Annotated in this window: 15 protein-coding genes; 9 read left to right on the top strand and 6 right to left on the bottom strand. The window is 50.9% G+C overall.

Annotated elements, in window-relative coordinates; genetic code table 11:
• Positions 1–25 precede the first annotated feature (25 nt).
• Positions 26–772 (bottom strand): bifunctional NADP-dependent 3-hydroxy acid dehydrogenase/3-hydroxypropionate dehydrogenase YdfG, encoded by a 747-nt coding sequence (ydfG, locus tag SC127_RS21655; RefSeq protein WP_332628034.1) that lies wholly within the window; start codon positions 770–772, stop codon positions 26–28.
• A 424-nt stretch (positions 773–1,196) separates the two neighbouring features.
• Here ydfG and guaD point away from each other — a divergent pair, with 424 nt between their 5' ends.
• The 5 genes from guaD to dcp all read left to right on the top strand — a co-directional run bounded on the left by guaD (position 1,197) and on the right by dcp (position 9,235).
• Positions 1,197–2,525, top strand: a complete 1,329-nt coding sequence (gene guaD / locus SC127_RS21650; protein ID WP_332628032.1) for a guanine deaminase — start codon at positions 1,197–1,199, stop codon at positions 2,523–2,525.
• The gene (gene xdhA / locus SC127_RS21645) at positions 2,522–3,964 is read left to right on the top strand and encodes a xanthine dehydrogenase small subunit (RefSeq protein ID WP_332628030.1); all 1,443 of its coding nucleotides are present in this window, start codon (positions 2,522–2,524) and stop codon (positions 3,962–3,964) included. Before guaD ends, xdhA begins: the two co-directional genes overlap by 4 nt.
• Positions 3,954–6,320 carry a xanthine dehydrogenase molybdopterin binding subunit gene (gene xdhB / locus SC127_RS21640; RefSeq protein WP_332628028.1) on the top strand — a complete coding sequence of 789 codons (2,367 nt, stop codon included), beginning with the start codon at positions 3,954–3,956 and terminating at the stop codon, positions 6,318–6,320. The genes xdhA and xdhB overlap by 11 nt, the downstream gene beginning before the upstream one ends.
• A complete protein-coding gene (xdhC, locus tag SC127_RS21635; RefSeq protein WP_243077915.1) occupies positions 6,307–7,086 on the top strand; it encodes a xanthine dehydrogenase accessory protein XdhC in 780 nt (259 codons plus the stop codon). The genes xdhB and xdhC overlap by 14 nt, the downstream gene beginning before the upstream one ends.
• Before the next feature lie 106 nt (positions 7,087–7,192).
• Positions 7,193–9,235, top strand: a complete 2,043-nt coding sequence (dcp, locus tag SC127_RS21630; protein WP_332628025.1) for a peptidyl-dipeptidase Dcp — start codon at positions 7,193–7,195, stop codon at positions 9,233–9,235.
• Between the two features lie 52 nt (positions 9,236–9,287).
• Here the strand turns inward: dcp and hpxO are convergent, their stop codons facing one another.
• Positions 9,288–10,445 carry an FAD-dependent urate hydroxylase HpxO gene (gene hpxO / locus SC127_RS21625; RefSeq protein WP_332628024.1) on the bottom strand — a complete coding sequence of 386 codons (1,158 nt, stop codon included), beginning with the start codon at positions 10,443–10,445 and terminating at the stop codon, positions 9,288–9,290.
• A 636-nt stretch (positions 10,446–11,081) separates the two neighbouring features.
• Here hpxO and SC127_RS21620 point away from each other — a divergent pair.
• From SC127_RS21620 to ampC, 3 genes are all read left to right on the top strand, one after another.
• Positions 11,082–12,269, top strand: coding sequence for a glycosyltransferase family 4 protein (locus SC127_RS21620; RefSeq protein ID WP_332628267.1), 1,188 nt, complete (start codon positions 11,082–11,084; stop codon positions 12,267–12,269).
• Positions 12,270–12,336: 67 nt separating this feature from the next.
• Positions 12,337–12,588 (top strand): hypothetical protein, encoded by a 252-nt coding sequence (locus SC127_RS21615; RefSeq protein WP_332628022.1) that lies wholly within the window; start codon positions 12,337–12,339, stop codon positions 12,586–12,588.
• Positions 12,589–12,619: 31 nt separating this feature from the next.
• Entirely contained in the window at positions 12,620–13,765 is a 1,146-nt protein-coding gene (gene ampC / locus SC127_RS21610) for a class C beta-lactamase (RefSeq protein ID WP_332628020.1), read from the top strand.
• Between the two features lie 153 nt (positions 13,766–13,918).
• Here ampC and SC127_RS21605 read toward each other — a convergent pair whose 3' ends face one another.
• From SC127_RS21605 to SC127_RS21590, 4 genes are all read right to left on the bottom strand, one after another.
• Entirely contained in the window at positions 13,919–15,754 is a 1,836-nt protein-coding gene (locus SC127_RS21605; RefSeq protein WP_243077920.1) for a glycoside hydrolase family 15 protein, read from the bottom strand.
• A gap of 63 nt (positions 15,755–15,817) precedes the next feature.
• A complete protein-coding gene (locus SC127_RS21600; RefSeq protein WP_332628018.1) occupies positions 15,818–16,711 on the bottom strand; it encodes an SDR family oxidoreductase in 894 nt (297 codons plus the stop codon).
• A 265-nt stretch (positions 16,712–16,976) separates the two neighbouring features.
• Complete coding sequence (locus SC127_RS21595; protein WP_243077922.1) at positions 16,977–17,519, bottom strand: cysteine hydrolase family protein; 543 nt, start codon at positions 17,517–17,519, stop codon at positions 16,977–16,979.
• Positions 17,520–17,604: 85 nt separating this feature from the next.
• Positions 17,605–18,639 carry a LacI family DNA-binding transcriptional regulator gene (locus SC127_RS21590; protein WP_332628016.1) on the bottom strand — a complete coding sequence of 345 codons (1,035 nt, stop codon included), beginning with the start codon at positions 18,637–18,639 and terminating at the stop codon, positions 17,605–17,607.
• A 230-nt stretch (positions 18,640–18,869) separates the two neighbouring features.
• Between SC127_RS21590 and SC127_RS21585 the strand changes: the two genes are divergently transcribed.
• Complete coding sequence (locus tag SC127_RS21585) at positions 18,870–19,898, top strand: ABC transporter substrate-binding protein (protein ID WP_215846805.1); 1,029 nt, start codon at positions 18,870–18,872, stop codon at positions 19,896–19,898.
• The last annotated feature ends 24 nt before the right edge of the window (positions 19,899–19,922 follow it).

Below are 19,922 nucleotides of genomic sequence, written 5' to 3'. Positions count from 1 at the left end.
CCAGCCGCTGGGGCTGGCGATATTATTAGGGTTTATGCACTTTCAGACCCGCCAGCGTCTGGCTCACCGGCATCATTTCAAGGCTGTTGATGTTGACGTGTTTCGGCAGCGTTGCCACCCAATAAACCGCTTCGGTAACATCTTCAGGGGTCAATGCTTTTGCACCTTCGTAAACCTGGCCTGCTTTATCGTCGTCGCCCTTGAAGCGAACGTTCGAAAATTCTGTTCCGCCGACTAAACCTGGCTCAATATCCGTTACGCGCAGCGCGGTGCCATGTAAATCAGTGCGCAGATTAAGGCTAAATTGGCGCACAAAAGCTTTGGTCGCACCGTAAACATTGCCGCCTGCATAAGGCCAGCTGCCTGCAATCGAACCGATATTAATGACATGACCGACATTGCGTTCAACCATGTGCGGCAGCAGGGCGCGCGTCATGTAAACCAACCCTTTGGTGTTGGTATCAATCATGTTTTCCCAGTCTTCAACGTTGGCTTTATGTGCCGGTTCTATACCCAGCGCCAGCCCAGCGTTGTTCACCAGAATATCGATGTTGCGCCATTCTGCAGGTAACGCCGCCACGGCCTCATCAATCGCCGTACGATCACGCACATCAAGCTGTACCGTATAAAGGTTATCGCCCAGCTCATCTTTAAGTGCTTGTAGGCGCTCGGCGCGGCGTCCGCTGGCAATAACTTTGTGACCTGTCTCGATAAATCGGCGGGTGATACTTTGACCAAAACCGGCCGTCGCGCCGGTAACAAAAATAATCATCTCACTGTTCCTTATGCAATTTCAGGTTCGACGCATTCACCATACCATTTCGTTTTAGCTTGTGCCTGCCGAAATCTGGCCTGCGCTGTAAAGGGATTTTTCTGCCGTCGCGCTATGCGCTTATTTAGCGCACGACGCACTCGAAAAGTGCATCACGGTGGGGCGTTTTATGCGGGTAACCTCTTTTTTGTGTCTCTCTTTTTGATAAAACCCTAATAGCAAACGGTTGCTTTAATGAGCAACCGTTTGCGCACAGATCCAAGGTGGTTACATTTAGAAGTTACTGCCAAATCTTCATAAGCTATTGATATTTAAATGATATGCAAAACTCAATTATTGGCATGCCTCTTGCTAATCTTGTTTAAGGCCATTACCTGCATAATTAATGAGAAAGCCCGAAGTTTTCTCACAAGAAGGAAATCTCATGCCTTTAACTAAAGATACGGCTATCCGCGCCAGTTTTTTCGATTTTGCTGCTATCGCGGAACAGCCAGAAGCCATTCTCGAGCACGCCCGTTACCTGGAAGATGGCGTGCTGCTGCTGCGTGAAGGGCGCGTGGTTGGTTTGCATGAATGGCAAAGCGTGAGCGAACAACTCAACACGCACGACATTATCGATATGCGCGGCAAGCTCATCATGCCGGGATTTGTCGATACGCATATTCATTACCCACAAACTGAAATGATTGGCGCGTTTGGCGAGCAGCTACTGGAATGGTTGAATCAATATACGTTTCCGGTGGAAGCGCAATATCACTGTCCCGATCATGCGGCGCAGATGTCCGCGTTTTTCCTTCATCAGCTGCTGGCTAACGGCACCACCAGCGCGCTGGTCTTTGGCACGGTACATCCTCAATCAGTGGATGCACTGTTTAGCGCGGCTGAAGCGCTGGATATGCGCATTATTGCCGGCAAAGTGATGATGGATCGCAATGCACCTGATTATCTGACGGAAACGCCCGAAGAGAGTTATCAGCAAACGCGAGCGCTGATCACGCGCTGGCATGAGCGGGGCCGCTTGAGTTACGCCTTAACACCACGCTTTGCGCCGACCTCATCGCCCGCTTTGCTTGAGAAGGTCCAGCAGCTGCGCGAAGAATTTCCCGATACCTGGTTGCATACCCATTTAAGTGAAAACCCGCAAGAAATCGCCTGGGTAAAAGCGCTGTTCCCGGAGCGCGCAGGTTATCTGGATGTTTATCATCACTATAAATTAACTGGCCGCCGCAGCGTCTTTGCTCACTGTATTCATCTTGAAGAGAGAGAGTGGCAATGCCTGCACGATACCGATTCTTCCATTGCTTTTTGCCCCACCTCAAATCTGTTTCTCGGCAGCGGCCTGTTCAATATCAAACGCAGCTGGCAGCAGGGCGTTAAAGTGGGCATTGGCACTGACGTCGGCGCAGGCACGACCTTTAATATGCTGCAAACGCTGGGTGAGGCTTACAAAGTCGGCCAGCTACAGCAATACAAAATCAGCGCCGCTGAAGCCTTTTATCACGCGACGTTGGGTGGTGCGCATGCGCTGGATCTCGACCACGCCATCGGCAATTTTAATCCGGGCAAAGAGGCGGATTTTGTGGTGCTCGATCCTGCCGTATCCGCGTTGCAAACCTTACGCATCGGCAACAGTAAAGATATCTGGGAAAAGTTGTTCGTGTTAATGACGCTGGGCGACGACCGCAATATCGCGCAAACCTGGGTAAATGGTCGTCCGGTTTGGCATCGTGACGCCGGGGAGAAAGCCGCATGATCCAGTTTCTGCTTAATAATCAGTTGGTCACTGAAACCGAAATCGACCCGAATCTCACGGTACTGAATTATCTTCGCACTCGCCAACGGCGCACAGGCACCAAAGAAGGCTGCGCCTCTGGCGATTGCGGAGCTTGCAGCGTGACATTAGGTAAAGCTGTTGCAGGAAAAATGCAGTACGAAACCGTTAACAGCTGCCTGACGCTGGTCAGTACATTACAGGGTAAGCAGCTCATTACCGTGGAAGATCTTAAACAAGGTAGCCAGTTACATCCTGCCCAGCAGGCGATGGTGGATTGTCACGGTTCACAATGCGGGTTTTGTACCCCGGGATTTGTCATGTCACTGTTTAGCTTGCAAAAACAGGCTAACGGTTGGGATCGCCATCAGGCAGAAACCGCGCTGGCAGGCAATTTGTGTCGCTGCACCGGCTACCGCCCGATTATGGATGCTGCCGAACAGCTTTGCTCGCAACCCAGTAGTGATAAGTTTGACCAGACAGCCACGCAGGTGGTGCAGCGTCTTGAGGGGTTGGCACACGATCAAATGCAGGAGCTGAGCGGCAACGGACATCGCTGTTTTCTGCCAAAAACGGTGCAGCAGCTGGCGCAAATTTACCTCGAGCATCCCAACGCGAAACTGGTGGCAGGCGGCACCGATCTCGCGCTAACCCTTACTCAGCACTATAAACCGCTGCCAACGCTCATTGCGTTGGAGCACATCGACGCATTAAAAACCTGCAGTGAAACTGACGAAACGTGGCTGCTGGGAGCAGGCGCTGCGCTAAACACCATCAGCGCGTTTTTAACTGAACGTATTCCTGGCGTCAGCGAAATGTTGCAACGCTTTGCTTCATTGCAAATTCGTTCTCAGGGGACGCTTGGCGGCAATATCGCGAATGCTTCACCGATTGGTGATGCCTCGCCGATGCTGCTGGCGCTGAATGCGTCATTGCTTTTACAGCAGGGCGAAACGCAGCGCAGCGTTAAGCTTGATGATTTTTTCACGGGCTATCGCCAAACGCTGCTTGCTGAAGGGGAGTTCATCCGTGCGATAAGTATCCCTAAAGTGACAGTGTCACCTGATTTCATCGCGTGGAAAGTTTCTAAAAGGCTGGATGATGATATCTCTGCAGTGTTCGCGGCGTTTAATATTTGGGTTGAAAATGGCGTAGTGCGCAATGCCAGTATTGCGTTTGGTGGTATGGCGGCAACACCAAAACGTGCCAGCGCCTGCGAACACGCATTAACAGGCCAGCCTTTAAATGCGACAACGCTGGCGCAAGCTTGTGCTGCGCTTGCCGATGATTTCCAGCCGCTAAGTGATTTCCGCGCCAGTGCAGATTATCGCTTGCAGGTAGCCCGCAATTTACTGCGTCGTTATTACCATCGTTACAATGGCGATGTGACCATTACGGAGGTAAGCCGCTATGTCTCATAATCGTCCCGCGCTTTCAGAAGATGTCATCAAGGCGCAATTCGCCGCAGAGATCCAGAGTGGCGTAGGCCGCAGCAATAAACATGAAAGCGCTGAAAAACATGTTTCTGGCGAAGCGATCTACATTGATGACAAACCTGAACTGCCAGGCCTGCTGCATTTGTGCCCGCGGCTGAGCGAACATGCTCATGCTCGTATTACACGTATAGATGTTCAGCCGTGTTACGCCATTCCTGGGGTGATCAGCGTATTGACCTGGCAAGATGTGCCGGGCATTAACGATGTCGGGCCGCTGGAACCGGGCGATCCGCTGTTGGCTCATGAAAAAGTGGAGTATCTCGGTCAAATCATTATCGCCGTCGCGGCGGAAACAGCTGAAGCCGCTCGTCTGGGGGCGGAAGCCGCCATTATCGACTATGAAGTGCTGGAGCCGCTGTTGGATGTTGAGCAAGCTCTGGCGCTGGGCAGTTTTGTGCAGGAACCCCATATCCACCAGCGAGGCGATGCAGAAGCTGCTTTAGCGCGTGCGCCACACCGTATCAAAGGGCAATTCCATATTGGCGGTCAGGAGCATTTCTATCTGGAAACCCAGACGGCGATGGTAATCCCGGGCGAGGACAGCTCGCTGCAAGTCTTCTCCTCTACGCAAAACCCAACGGAAGTGCAGAAGCTGGTAGCGGAAGTCATGGGCATTACCATGAATAAAGTCACCATTGATATGCGTCGTATGGGCGGTGGTTTCGGTGGTAAAGAGACGCAGGCGGCGGGCGTAGCGTGTTTATGCGCCATAGCAGCACGGCAAACCGGCCGCGCAGTGAAAATGCGCCTGGCACGCAGTGACGACATGCGCATTACCGGTAAGCGGCATCCTTTCTTTGTTCGCTACGATGTTGGTGTGGATGATGATGGACGTTTTTGTGGGGTGAAAATCGATCTTGCCGGCAACTGCGGTTATTCACTGGATCTAAGCGGATCCATCGTCGATCGTGCGATGTTTCACGCCGATAACGCCTATTACCTCGGTGATGCGCTGATTACCGGCTATCGCTGCCGTACCAATACGGCTTCTAACACCGCTTATCGGGGTTTTGGCGGTCCGCAGGGCATGGTAGCGATAGAACAAATCATGGATCACGTGGCGCGACAGCGTGGATTGGATCCTTTAGATCTTCGCAAACGCAACTATTACGGCAAGACCGAACGTAACATCACGCATTATCACCAGCAGGTCGAAGACAACTTGCTGGATGAAATGACCGAACAGCTGGAACGCAGCAGCGAATATCAGGCACGTCGCGCAGAGATCACTGAATTCAATGCCAAAAGTCCGTTTTTAAAACGTGGCCTGGCGCTGACGCCGATTAAGTTCGGCATCTCTTTTACCTCCAGCTTTCTTAATCAGGCTGGTGCACTGATTTTGATCTATACCGACGGTACGGTGCAGCTTAACCACGGTGGCACTGAAATGGGCCAGGGGCTTAACACCAAAGTGGCGCAAATTGTGGCTGAAGTGCTGCAAATCGACGTTGATCGCATTCAAATTACCGCCACCGATACCGGCAAGGTGCCAAACACATCGCCGACTGCCGCTTCCAGCGGCACCGATCTCAATGGCAAAGCAGCACAGAATGCGGCAGAGATTTTGCGCGGCAGGCTAACTGAAATGCTGTGTAAGCTGCATTCGTGCGATGCAAGTGACATTGGTTTCCGCAACGGCATTGTGCGGGCCGGTAATAAGCATTACACCTTTGCCGAAGTGGCGCAGCTGGCGTGGTTTAATCAGGTGCCGCTCTCAGCAAACGGCTATTACCGCGTACCGGGCATTCATTACGATCGGCTCGCGGGCCGTGGCAAGCCGTTTTATTACTTTGCTTACGGCGCAGCCTGTTGCGAGGTGGTGATCGATACCTTAACCGGCGAATATCGCCTGCTGCGCGCCGATATTCTGCATGACGTTGGTGCATCCTTGAATCCGGCGATAGACATAGGTCAGGTGGAAGGTGGATTTGTTCAGGGTGTAGGCTGGTTGACCTGCGAAGAGCTGGTGTGGAATGCCAAAGGCAAATTGCTGACTGACGGCCCCGCGAGCTATAAGATCCCGGCAATCAGTGACGTACCGCCTGATATGCGCGTCACTTTGGTCGAAAACCGCAAAAATCCACAGGACACTGTTTTCCATTCCAAAGCCGTGGGTGAGCCGCCGTTCATGCTTGGCATTGCCGCGTGGTGTGCTTTGCAAGATGCCGTGGCCAGCGTTGATGATTATCGTCAACATCCCTTGCTGGATGCGCCCGCTACGCCAGAACGTGTCTTCTGGGGCGCGCAGCGGTTAGCAGGAGCCTGCGATGATTTATCATGACTGGATAACCGTGTTACACGCGCTACGCGAAAAACGGCAAAGCTGCGTATTGATTACCGTCTTGAGTGAGCGCGGCTCGGTGCCGCGCGACAGCGGCAGCAAAATGGTGGTCACGCCACACGAAACGTATTTGACCATTGGTGGCGGTCATCTGGAATTCCAGTGCATCGCGCAGGCCCGTGAAATGCTACACAGCGGCCAGACAGCGCCGCGCAGTGAAGATTTCTCTCTTGGCGCACGTTTAGGCCAGTGTTGTGGCGGCATGACCACCATTTTGTTTGAACCGTTGTTACAGGCGCAACCGATGATTCAGGTTTATGGCGCAGGTCATGTCGGGCAAGCGCTGGTGACGTTGCTGTCTACGTTACCCTGTCACATAAGCTGGATTGATAGCCGTGCAGCGCAGTTCACTTCTGTGCCTGCGGGCGTGACGGTGGTTCAGCCTGAAGATCCGCTGGATTGCGTGGCGCAGGCGGCACCCGACACCTATTTTGTGGTCATGACGCATCATCATCCGCTGGATCTGGCGTTAACCGAGGCCATATTAAAGCGCGGTGATTTCCGCTATGTCGGTCTCATTGGATCTCAAACAAAATCTCAGCGTTTTCGTTACCGTCTGGAAGGCAAAGGCATTTCTGCCGACCAACTGGCGCAACTGCGCTGCCCGGTTGGTCTGCCTGATGTCAAAGGCAAATTGCCCGCAGAGATTGCCGTGGCCATTGCGGGTGAAATCATCACTGTTTATCAGCAGCACAGGCTTAATTAGCCGCAAATTTCTTATCAGTAGAAAATTGTCTACGTTGTTCAAGCAACAACAACCTGTCAGGATGCTGTTTGCGATGATGTGTTGTATTGGCCCTCCAGGAGCGACTATGAACGCCCGACAAAACCCTTTCTTTAGCGTCAGCGATTTACCGTATCAGGCACCGCCCTTTGATCAGATCGAGCTGCACGATTTTTTACCTGCTTTGCAAGCCGGTATTGAAGAGAAGCGCCAGGAAGTATTGGCGATAGCCAACAATAAAGATGAGCCAACCTTTCTGAATACCTACGAAGCGCTGGAACGGAGCGGCCAGTTTTTAAGCCGCGTCAATTTAGTGTTTGGTGCGATGACCGCGGCGCATACCAACGATTATTTGCAACAGATCGATGAAGAGATCGCGCCGCAACTCACTGCGCTGAATGATGAAATTATGCTGAACCGTCCGCTGTTTGCTCGACTCGATGCGGTTTATCAACAGCGTGCCAAACTGGATGCCGAATCCAGGCGTTTGGTTGAAGTCACCTGGCAGCACTTTCAGCTGGCGGGGGCTAATCTGCCGGAAGCACAGAAGCACACGCTTAAAGCGCTGAATCAGGAAGCCGCCAAACTTAGCACGCAATTCACCAACAAATTATTGGCCGCAACCAAAGCGGGCGGTTTAGTGATTAACGATCTTCAGCAGCTTGACGGTTTAGGTGCTGCCGACCTCGCTGTGGCGCAAGCGGCAGCCAAAGCGCGCGGTCTGGAAAATGCCTGGCTGCTGGTGTTGCAAAACACCACGCAGCAACCCGCTTTGCAGAGCCTGAAACAGCGCGATACGCGTCATGCCCTGTTCCAGGCTGCGTGGACGCGCAGCGAAAAGGGCGATGAAAACGATACGCGTGAAGGGGTGTTGCGTTTGGCGCAGGTCCGTGCAGAACAGGCAAGGCTGCTCGGTTTTGCCAGCTATGCAGCCTGGCAATTGCAGGATCAGATGGCGAAAACCCCGGATGCGGCCTTTGCCTTTATGCGTAATATCGTGCCGGCTGCGCGTGCCCGAGCCGAACGCGAAGCCGCTGCGATTCAACAGACAATTGATCAGCAACAGGCTGATTTTACGCTTAGCGCCTGGGACTGGAGTTTCTACGCTGAGCAAGTGCGTCATGCGCAATACGATCTGGATGAGAGCCAGATAAAACCCTACTTTGAGCTCAACAATGTGCTGGAAAAAGGGGTGTTCTGGGCAGCGACGCAGCTGTTTGGCATCACTTTTTCTGAGCGTCACGACTTGCCTGTTTATCACCCTGACGTGCGGGTTTATGAAATTTTTGATGCAGATAACCAGCCAATGGCGCTGTTTTACACCGATTTCTTCAAGCGTGACAGCAAAGGGGGTGGCGCGTGGATGAGCAATTTCGTCAATCAATCGACGTTGCTCGATAGCAAGCCGGTGATTTACAACGTCTGCAACTACACCAAACCGCCCGCTGGCGAACCGGCGCTACTGAGCTGGGACGAAGTTATCACGCTGTTCCATGAATTTGGTCACACGCTGCACGGCTTATTTGCAACCCAGCGTTATCCGAGCCTCTCTGGCACCGCCACGCCGCGTGACTTCGTCGAGTTCCCTTCACAAATTAATGAACACTGGGCCAGCGAAACCGCGGTTTTCCGCAATTTTGCGCGTCACTATCAAACCGGCGAAGCGATGCCCGCCGAACTGCATGAGAAAATCGTACGTGCTGAGAAGTTCAACAAAGGGTATGACATGAGTGAATTACTGGCAGCCGCGCTGCTGGATTTGCACTGGCATAGCCTGAACGGCAGCAATAGCCCAAAATCAGTTGATGGTTTTGAACAGCAGGCGCTGCAAAGCGATAATCTGGCGCTCGCCGCCGTACCCCCGCGCTATCGCTCCAGCTACTTTCAACATATTTGGGGAGGAGGGTATGCGGCAGGTTATTACGCTTATATCTGGACGCAAATGCTCGCTGACGATGGCTTCCAATGGTTTGTCGAGAATGGCGGGTTAAATCGCGAAAATGGGCAGATATTCCGTGAAAAAATCCTGTCTCGCGGCAACAGCAGTGATCTGAAAAAACTGTATGAAAGCTGGCGTGGCGGCGAACCGCAGATTGAACCGATGTTAAAAAATCGCGGTTTAGCTGAGTAAGGCAAGGGCGGTCGGCTTTCGAGCCAATCGCCCTTTATCGATGACCCCGTGATTAACCGAATGGACCGCCTTCGATGGTTTCACACATGCCCGCTAATACGCGTTCACCCGTCTCTTTTTTCAGCGATTGATACCATTCAGCCGTCACGACCGGATCTTTGCCGTGCGTGACATCGCAACGCTTACGCGCTTTCAGCACTAAATCCTTTACTCGCTCAACGCGCCGCGACTGATAGCGCAGCAATGCATCTTCTATACCCAGCGAGTGTGATGCCAGCGTTGAAGCAAGGACAATGGCATCTTCCATAGCTGCACAACCGCCCTGGCCAATGTCGGGAGTGGTGCTGTGTGCCGCATCTCCTAACAGCGCCACCCGACCTTTAACGAAACTGCTAAAAGGTTCGATATCATGAATTTCAACCCGATTGGTGGTCTCTGGATTAATCGTCGCGATCAGCCTCTGTACCGGTTCAGCCCAGCCGCTGAAATAACCTCGCAAATCATCTTTAAGGGTAGTGCGATCTTCGGGTAAGCCTTTCGGTAATGGCACATCAAAGAAGAAGTAGAAGCGGTTACCGCTAACAGGCATCAGTGAAACACGTTTGCCTTCACCGACAAAGGTGGTCCACTGATCGGCTGGCGCAATGGATTCATCAATTTCAACTAAACCATTCCAGTTAACATAGCCGGCGTAACGCCGTTCTGGCGCCTGCTCGACGACATATTGGCGGATCACGGAATGCGTGCCATCAGCAGCAATCAGGAAATCTCCGCTTACCTGGCTGTTATCGTCAAAGGTCGCAATGACGCCATTTTCGCTCTGCTCAACCTGAATAACGCGTTTACCAAAGTTAATGCGCGTGCGCCCATAAGTATCAATCAGCATTGCTTGCAGTTCTGCGCGTGCAACCGGGTAAGGGTATTCACCAACCTGTTGCACCAGCGGCGACATGCTAAAGCGCGTTAGCGTGGTGCCTGAAGCGAAATCGTTATAGGCCATATAAGCCATATTTCCACCCAGCGCCCGCAGCGCCTCTTTCATCCCTAAGGCATTTAAACACTTCACGCCATTTGGCCAGATGGAAATTGCCGCGCCTACCGGTTTTATCTCTTTGACCGCTTCATAGACTGCCGTTTGATAACCCGCTTTTTCCAGTGCAATCGCGGTACTCATTCCGCCGATACCGCCACCAATCACAATCGCTTTCATATTTATCTCCTGTCATCTGAAGATATCTTTGCAACTTTTGTACCAATGCCGAGAACGCCGTATCCGTAAAAATTAAACTTAATAAAATGAGTAAGATAATGGCAAATTTAAATTGATGAGACACGCTGATGCACGTTTAAGAGGCACTGATTTGCTCTGATATGGTGCACTTAAAATCATTAAACGCGCTGTTTGCACCTTTTGTTTCATCAAAGTGGCGCGAGAAAAGCAAAACCGCTGAAACGTTAGTTAAATAATCTGTATGTAATTTTGATATTTTCCGGCGCGATAATTAATCTGTTTAAAAATAATCATTAGATCAAGGCCGGCCTGCGAGTTAACTTAACGTAATGAGGATTTATTCATCACTGCGTTAATAGCGGTAAGAATAAATAAAGGGCATTAATCAATTTAATTAATCAAGCAGTTACTGATTGTTTTTATGAATGATCGGGACTTATTTTCTGCGGGATATCTTAAATTAACTCAAGAAAGCGACTTTGTTATTAAATTGTGAATGATTAATCTTTTTAGATGTTTTTCTTTGGTGGGGTTTTTTAAGAAGTTCCGTAGGTTCTCGCTTTCTCGTCTCATGATATATATCAACGTAGGAAACACTGGCCTCGGAAGAAAATGATGAAAATAGGCATAACCAATAACCAATATCCGGAGCGGCGTAATATTATTGTTAACCCGGATAACACATATCTAAATCTAAAAAAGCACAATCTCTTTTACTTCCTCAATCCTTTTCGCACGCGCATTCTTCAAAAGAATAAAACTTTTGTGTTTTTACCGCTTCCCTTATTGGCACGACAGCAGCCAGATATTTTGCACTTATTCAATGAGGTCGCGATAACCCGACGAAAATGGTTAGCGACTTTTGAAACCGAATTACCCCGCGTGTTGCCTGTCGCAGGGGTCGCTAAACAAGATAACCCTGAGCTAAAGCGTTTGATCCCCCACGTATTAAAAGACAACTGCTTCGGATTAATCGCTATTTCAGAGGCCACGCTGAACATTCAGATGAAGCTCTTTCAACATAAACCTGATATTGCAAAGCGTATGCGAGCCAAGACGGTGGTGCTTCATCCACCACAAAAACTGTTTTGCCAACAAAAAATGCCACGTTCCCCAGGGAAATTGCGCCTGGTTTTTGCGGGCGGTGAGTTTTATCGCAAGGGCGGTGCTGAAGTCGTACTGGCAATAACGCAATTGCTGGATGAGAAAAAGATTGATGAGTCACAATTAGAGGTGCAGTTAATTGGTGATCTCACTAAGCGCCATAACATTGCGCATCGGCAATATCAGGACAATGAAGACTTTTATCGCAGTATTGAAAACCGTATACAGCGCTATCGCTGTTTTAAACATCAAACCCGCATGGATAATGCCGCGCTAATGGCGCTGTTTCGCCACAGTGATGTCGGTTTGCTGCCCACCTGGCAAGAGACTTACGGCTTTTCCGTGCTGGAAATGCAATCCAGTGGCTGTCCGGTAATAACCAGTAATGTGCGCGCTTTACCTGAAATTAACCCACCTGGCGCGGGCTGGTGTATTGGTGGGGCCTTAAATGATGACCGTGAATACAGTATCTCCAGCGTCACTGAAAAAGACCACCTGCGTCAGGCATTGATTAATGCCTTAAAACGCACGCTGATGGATATTATTGAAGATCCCACCATCGCCCATGAAAAAGGTGAGGGCGGCATTACACGTATCAGAGAGCAACATTGTCCGCTGCGTTATATTCACCAACTCAACGATATTTATCACCGTGGCGTAGCAGAATTTGTGCGTCATCCGCCGATGATCTCAATTTGATAAGATTTCTCTGACGTGACGTTGTGCATTGACCATACTTAATGCAGCGTTCATCTGGAGAACCATCATGAAATCTATCCTAAGCCTTAGCCTGCTGCTGTGCGCATTTCTGTTCAGCAGCGCCTTCGCTCAAACCGCCGCTATGTTTCCTTCTCGTGCGCCTCTTGCCCAACTCACACCCATTGCGGCTAAATGTGACGTTTCAGCCTGTCAAACCAACTGCTATGTAGAACGTTCACAATGTAATACCCGGAATAACAGCTCCTGCAGTTCACAGGCACAAATATGCGTGCAATCATGTGCATCTCAATGCAAATAATTTGATTCAGTGAAGAAACGAATAATCGCTAATGAAAAAGCTGCTCTCTTTGGTCTTACTTTTCTCTCTTTCGCCCTGCAGTGTTGTCGCCTCACCCGATTTGACGTCACAGCAGGTCACTCTGTTGGTCCAACAAACCATCGAACCGCTGCTGAAGCAACAGGCGATCCCTGGCATGTCGGTAGCGGTGCTTTATAAAGGCCGCGCGCAGTACATTAATTTTGGTCTGGCCGATGTTGAATCAGGCCGAGCGGTCACGGAAAACACCATTTTTGAATTAGGATCCGTGAGCAAAACCTTTACGGGTGTGTTGGCCAGCGTGTTGATACGCAACGGCGATCTGCGTCTTACTGAGCCAGTGAAAAAATACTGGCCGGAACTTTCAGGGGCGCAATGGCAAAACATCAGAATGTTGCATCTCGCGACCTATACGGCAGGCGGATTGCCTTTGCAGCTTCCTGATACTGTTACCGATCAGGCTTCGCTGCTGAGCTATTACCAAAACTGGCAGCCACAAGCGGCACCGGGCACGATTCGCCAGTACTCCAACGCCAGTATTGGCTTGTTTGGTTACTTGATGACCAAAGGCCGCTTCGAAGAAGCAATGACCAAAAGTGTGTTTCAGCCTCTGCGTTTGACGCGAACCTTCTTTACCGTACCGAAAACCATGATGTTTGATTACGCATGGGGCTACAAAAATGGCCAGCCGATACGCGTTTCACCCGGCATGCTCGACGCCGAAGCCTATGGGATAAAATCGTCGGCACGCGATATGCTCACCTTTATGCAGGCGAATGCCAATCCCAACGGCTTATCATCCGGTAATACGCTGCTGCGAAACGCCATCATGACATCACAGTCACGCTACTTTGAAACCGGTTTAATGTTCCAGGGTTTGGGATGGGAAATTTATAACTGGCCGGTTGCTGTGCAAACGTTGGTGGATGCCAGCGACAACAACGTGGCGTTATCAGCACAACCAACAAAAATGGTAACGCCTGCGGGACCGACCGATCGCGCCTCATGGGTTCATAAAACGGGTGCCACCAACGGATTTGGGGCTTACATCGCTTTTATTCCAGCACGCAACACCGGCATTGTGATGCTGGCTAATAAAAATTACCCCAATCAAGAACGCATTAAAGCGGCATTTCACATTCTGGAAGCGCTGCAGTAAAAAAAACGCCAGCCCACTTAACGCGGCTGGCGAGTCGTTGCATTGCATTTTGTTGGGGTCGCCTTTCTCACAAAGCGGAAGAGGGGTCATGCGCGATTTGCAGCGCGCGGCACGCTTCACCCACTCAGTGAAATCACCGAGCATGTAACCCGGTCATTCTGACTGCGTCTGCTCTTTTTGATGTTCAGTAATCGCCTGCGCTGCACAAATTAATGCCAGATGACTCAATCCTTGCGGCATGTTGCCGCGCCAGCTATTGCTGCGGACATCAAACATCTCATTAAAAATATCAACATTACCGTGTTGGTTTAGCGCAGCCAGAATGTCGGTCATCGTCTCTTTTGCTAATTCAATTTCACCCAGCGCAGCCCAGGCTTCAGCCAGCCAAAATGAGCAAGCGAGAAAAGTACTCTCCTCTTTTTCTACACCGCTGTAGCGATAGAGCATGGCGGTATCATGGCCTAACTCTTTTTTGATTGCGCAGTAAGAGGACAGCATACGTTCAGGATTGACCGTGTTGCCGTAGTGATGCATCAACCCCAGCGAGGCATCGAGACGATCTTCACAGCCTACGTAAAACAGGTAAGCCTGTTTCTTCTCCGACCAACAATGCGTTTCTATCCAGTCGCTAATGCGATCACGCTCGCGCCGCCAACGCTCAACCCAGGTAGGTTCGATGTATTTCCTCTCTGCCATGGCGACAGCCTGATCAAGCGCCAGCCAGCACGCCATTTTCGAGTGGGTATAATGCTGCTTTTCTGGTAACTCCCAGATACCGGCATCCTTCTGACGCCAATTATCGGCACAGCAGTTAGCCAGTTCGCCCAGCATGCGCGATGTAGTGAGATCCAAAACGTGTCCCGCTTTGATGAACAGCCGGGCCGTTCCCAACATGTCGCCGTACATACTTAACTGGAGTTGATCGCGCGCATTATTCCCCACGCGAACCGGCAGTGAATCCTGATATCCCGCTAATTCGGGATAGCGTTCTTCAGGCACAATATCGCCTTCAAGCGTATAACAGGCACGTAATCTCACCCCATGACGAATAATGGTTTTCGACAGCCAGGAAAATGCGGCTTTACAATCTTCGAGCGCACCCAGATAGACAAACGCTTTAATGATCAGGCAAGCATCACGTACCCATGCAAAGCGATAATCATAATTTTTTTCGCCGCCGATGCCTTCAGGGAGGGACGTGGTCGCCGCCGCAGCTAACGCCCCGGTCGGGGAGTACCAGAGAAATTTCAGCGACAGGGCGGAGCGTTTTACTAATTGCGGAAAACTGCCGTCATAACTCAGGCTTTCAACCCAGTCGCGCCAGGCGATATCGCTGGTATCGATGCGGTTATCGATTGCCGAAAGTTCAGGCACCGCCAGCGGTTCATTTTCACTGATTAACAGTGCGCAGAGTGAGCTTGAGCCAGGTGAGGTGCGCAGTTTCCCGGTGAGTTTTTCATCATCTAAATGATCAATATCGATATCTTCGCTGGTACGCACCATCGCCAACACATTGGCAATGTGAAAAACCTTGCCCTGATCACTTTCTGCAATCCACGGCGAGCGGGTTTCAGCCGCTGTACCAAAGCGCAGACGAACAATCAGTTCGACATGGCCTTCAACACCTTCTATGCGCCGTGCCAGCTCGCTCCAGGGCAGGCGACCTGCCAGCGTGCTGTTAATCGATTCGGTGAGCAGTACGCTGCCCGCATCGGTTTCAAAGCGCGTTTCTAAAACGTTACTGTTTTCACGATACTGGCGCGATACGCGATAAGGTGCGTTAGGAACGATTTGAAAATAGCCGCCGATGTTAGGATCGAGCAGGCGGTCAAACAGTGGAGTGGAATCCAGATTGGGCGCGCTCCACCAGTCTATTGAACCGTCGGGCGCTATTAGCGCCACTGAGCGTCCTTCACCAATGGCGGCATAATCGCCCAGGCCGGCAAAGCCATTGTCTCGGGTTGGAGAGTCGAAAATCTGGTTTTCCATAATCATCCTGGTATACGAAAAACAGAAAAATGGCCGCATGATGCGGCCACATTGGGCGTTTAATTACAGTGTGCCGGTACCGCCATCGGTGCACCAGACTTGTCCTGAAGTGTAGCTGGATTCCGTTGAGGCCAGCGTGACATACAGTGGGGCGATCTCAGCCGGTTGACCCGGGCGGCCCAGTGGCGCTGACGCACCAAACTGTTTAATTTTTTCTTGCGGCTGACCACCGCTGGTTTGCAATGGCGTCCAGAAAGGTCCCGGTGCCACAGCATTTACGCGAATGCCTTCCTCGCCAAGCTGCTGCGCAAGGGATTTAGTGAACGCCACGATACAGGCTTTAGTTTGTGCATAATCCAGCAAAATTTCGCTGGGTTTAAATGCCTGAACAGAAGAGGTGTTAATAATACTGGCACCGCGCGGTAAATAATCCACTGCCGCTTTCGTGATCCAAAACATCGCATAGACGTTGGTTTTAAACGTAGCGTCAAAATCTTCTGTACTTAACGTACGAATGGATTCATTAAACTGCTGGCGACCCGCGTTATTGACCAAAATATCCAGGCCACCTAATTGTTCTACCGCGTCTTTAACCAGTTTCTGGCAAAAATCTTCACTACGAATATCCCCAGGAATAGCGATAGCTTTACGGCCTTCCGCCTGAATCAGCTTAATCACTTCAGCTGCATCAGATTCCTCAGCAGGTAAATAGTTGATCGCCACATCCGCACCTTCTCGTGCATAGGCAATCGCTACGGCGCGACCAATACCCGAATCACCGCCCGTGATCAGCGCTTTACGGCCGGTAAGGCGTCCAGTGCCGCGATAGCTGGTTTCGCCATGGTCGGGAACCGGTACCATTTTGCTGGCTAAACCCGGTACATCTTGTGATTGTTCTTCAAAGGGTGGTTTTGGATATTCGTTCAAATCGAGGGCTTTATTGGTTGGCGTTGTCATATCTGGCTCCTTGAACTTTGCTATCTGAGAATATAAGCCTGGCACAAAGGTGATATTTGTCACATCCAACAGGCGACTATTTAGGCAGTTAGCTAAATTTGATAACGTAACGAAATGAGACTATTTAAATAAGCGGAGCGACTATTTGCAATTGAGGTAGGGCAATAAGGGGTTATTTCAATAAGAAAGGGTATTGCAAGAAAAAGTATAACCAAATATGAATGGTGCATTTATTTTAGAGGGCGGTTTACCCTCTATTTGGTTATTAAAAAATATAGGTTTTAGTCAAACAGGTTTTAACAAAGGGCCCCGATAACGTGTCATTGTGGTGGGCAATAATCGCCTCGGCAGGAATGACTTTAGAATCGGTCGTGGTGTGCGCATCGGCGATCAGCACCACGCTGTATCCGGCATCTGCGGCAGCCCGACAGGTCGTATCAACGCAAAATTGGGTTTTCATGCCAACAATAACCAGTTCATTGATGTCGCGCGCTTTGAGTTTTTGATGCAAACCGGTATCCCGGAAGCAGTTGGGGAAGCGCTTGATAAACACCTCATCTGTATTGGGTTCAACCTGTAGCTCCTCAATCAGATGGGTAATCGGATTGTCAGGATCAAAAGGGGAACCGGCGGGCCCGGTATGCCTGGCGGCAAATACTGGTGCACCCGCAGCCCGCGCTTTTGCGATCAACTGATTGATGTTCGCCAGCACTTCAGTGCTATTGAAAGGATCTTCGCTGCCGTAAAACAGCGCATTTTGCATATCAATAATCAGCAACGCTTTGGAACAAAAGGGGGAAGATTCCATCTCTACTCTCCGTTAATGCCTGCTGGGCCGGCGTTCTCACCCCAACCAAAACAGGCGGGGCTTGCGGTTTTACATGGTTTTTTATTCAACCGCCACGTACTGAACCGCGCCATTTCACCTCTGCTTCATACATCCGGCTATCACTTTGCTGTTCCGATCGCAGTAGAAGGGTGTGATCCTGCTGTTCAGCGTCAATCAGCCACTGCACCGCATCGCGGGCAAAGCGCTCCACAGGCTGCGCAAAGGTGGTGAGGTTATAGGATGACCAGCCCGCCTGCGTGATGTTGTCATAGCCGACTATGCATAAATCTTCGGGGATTCTCAACGAGAAGCGATGGCGTGCTTCATCCATAAAACCACACGCAATGAGATCGGTAACGCAGAAAACCGCATCCGGACGATTGTCGCGGGTCAGCAACCGATGCGCCAGGATCTGGCCGCTTTCATAAGAGGTCGTCCCAAAGCGTTCTACTGTCACCGGTAAGTTTGCTTTGTCTGCTGCGGCAAGGAAATCCTTTTCACGCTTCATTAGGCTGGGCGTTCCCGCCAGGGAATTAGCAAAAGCCAGGTGACGACATCCGGCGCGTAAAAAAGCCATCACTGCCATCTCAGCCGCAGAGCGTGAATCGAGATTAATACTCAACGAACCCGGCAGCGATTCATCTCGATTGATCAGCACCAAATGTTGTCCATGCTTTGAACAGAGGCGGGTAATCGCGCTGTCGGGCATGCCGGAAAGAATAATCGAGGCATCGGCGCGAAAATTAATTGCCTGCTGCAACGCGGCAGAAACGCTGTCATCAGAGCGATCGGTATTAATTAACATGGCAATTTTGCCCGCTTCCTGCAGAAACTGGGTTAGCCAGCGCACCAGATTGGCACGATAGGGCGTATCAACCTCAGACGCGATCAAACAAACGATACCGCTTCGATTGCGCACCAGCCCGCGCGCCAGATGATTGACGTGATACCCCAACTCCTCGGCGGCCTTCAAAACACGGGCGCGGGTCGCTTCTGAAACGCTGGCACCGGGTGTGTAGGTACGCGAAACGGCGGAGCGAGAAACGCCCGCGCGTTCCGCGACGTCCTGCGCGCTCACTACCCATTTGTCATTGTTCATCAACACATTTCCACCCGCAAAAGACTCGCCTGTTTAATGATGCAATAAGTCTGCCTCAGATTGCAAAGCTGTGCAAAAAACAATTTCACCATAATGTTTAATATTTGTGACATCGCCTAACAATTGCACAACAAGCGGATTGACAGCGTGTTGCCGCTTCTCTACTAATTTGCACACACGTGCAAAAAAAGGTGCCAGTGAAGCACCACCCTACACATCAGGAGAACATCATGCGTTACTCATCGCTCGCCGCCGTTCTGGTTTTAAGTAGCTCGACGCTGTCCTTTTCTGCCTATGCAGCCGGTAATCTCAATATGATTTGCTCCGCAGACGTGGTGGTTTGTGAGCAGATGACACGCATCTTCAGCCAGTCACATCCCGATATAAAAGTCAGTATGGTCAGGCTTTCAGCCGGTGAAGCCTATGCGCGTATCCGTAGCGAAGCTCGCAACCCGAGAACCGATATTTGGTGGGCGGGCACCGGCGATCCCCATATGCAGGCCGCAGAAGAGGGGTTGTCGCAGCCTTATAAGTCACCGTTATTAGACCAGCAGCAGGATTGGGCAAAAAAACAGGCGGAGATTTCAAATTATCGCACCGTGGGCATTTATGCGGGCGCGTTAGGCTGGGGCTATAACACCAAATTATTGGCCGATAAAAAGCTTAAAGAGCCGAAGTGCTGGGCCGATCTGCTCGACCCCGCGTTCAAAGGCGAAATTCAGATTGCTAACCCGAACTCATCCGGCACCGCCTACAACACCCTGGCGACGCTGGTGCAGATCATGGGTGAAGACAAGGCGTTCGATTACCTGAAAAAGCTCAACGCCAATATTTCGCAATATACCAAGTCAGGTTCTGCGCCGGTAAAAGCGGCGGCACGTGGCGAAACGACGATTGGTATTGTGTTTATGCATGATGCGGTGGCGATGCAGGTTGATGGGTTCCCGATTAAATCTGTCGCGCCCTGTGAAGGTACCGGTTATGAGATTGGCTCAATGTCGATCATCAAAGGCGCGCGTAATCTCGCCAGCGCCAAAATCTGGTATGACTGGGCACTCAGCGCCGAGGCGCAATCACACATGAAAGAGGCAAAATCTTTCCAGCTACCGTCTAATCGCAGTGCTGAAATCTCGGAATACGCACCACGTTTTGAAAACATCAAGCTGATCGATTACGACTTCAAAACCTACGGTGATTCAGCGAAGCGCAAAGCGCTGTTAGGACGCTGGGATAAAGAGATTGGATCCAGCGCACAGTAATGCTCCGGTGCGACACGCCGAACA

The sequence above is a fragment of the Pantoea sp. T14 genome (assembly GCF_036663535.1).
Classification (GTDB): Bacteria; Pseudomonadota; Gammaproteobacteria; order Enterobacterales; family Enterobacteriaceae; genus Pantoea; species Pantoea phytostimulans.
Note: the sequence above shows the minus strand (reverse complement) of the source record. Positions and strands in the feature narration are given on the sequence as shown.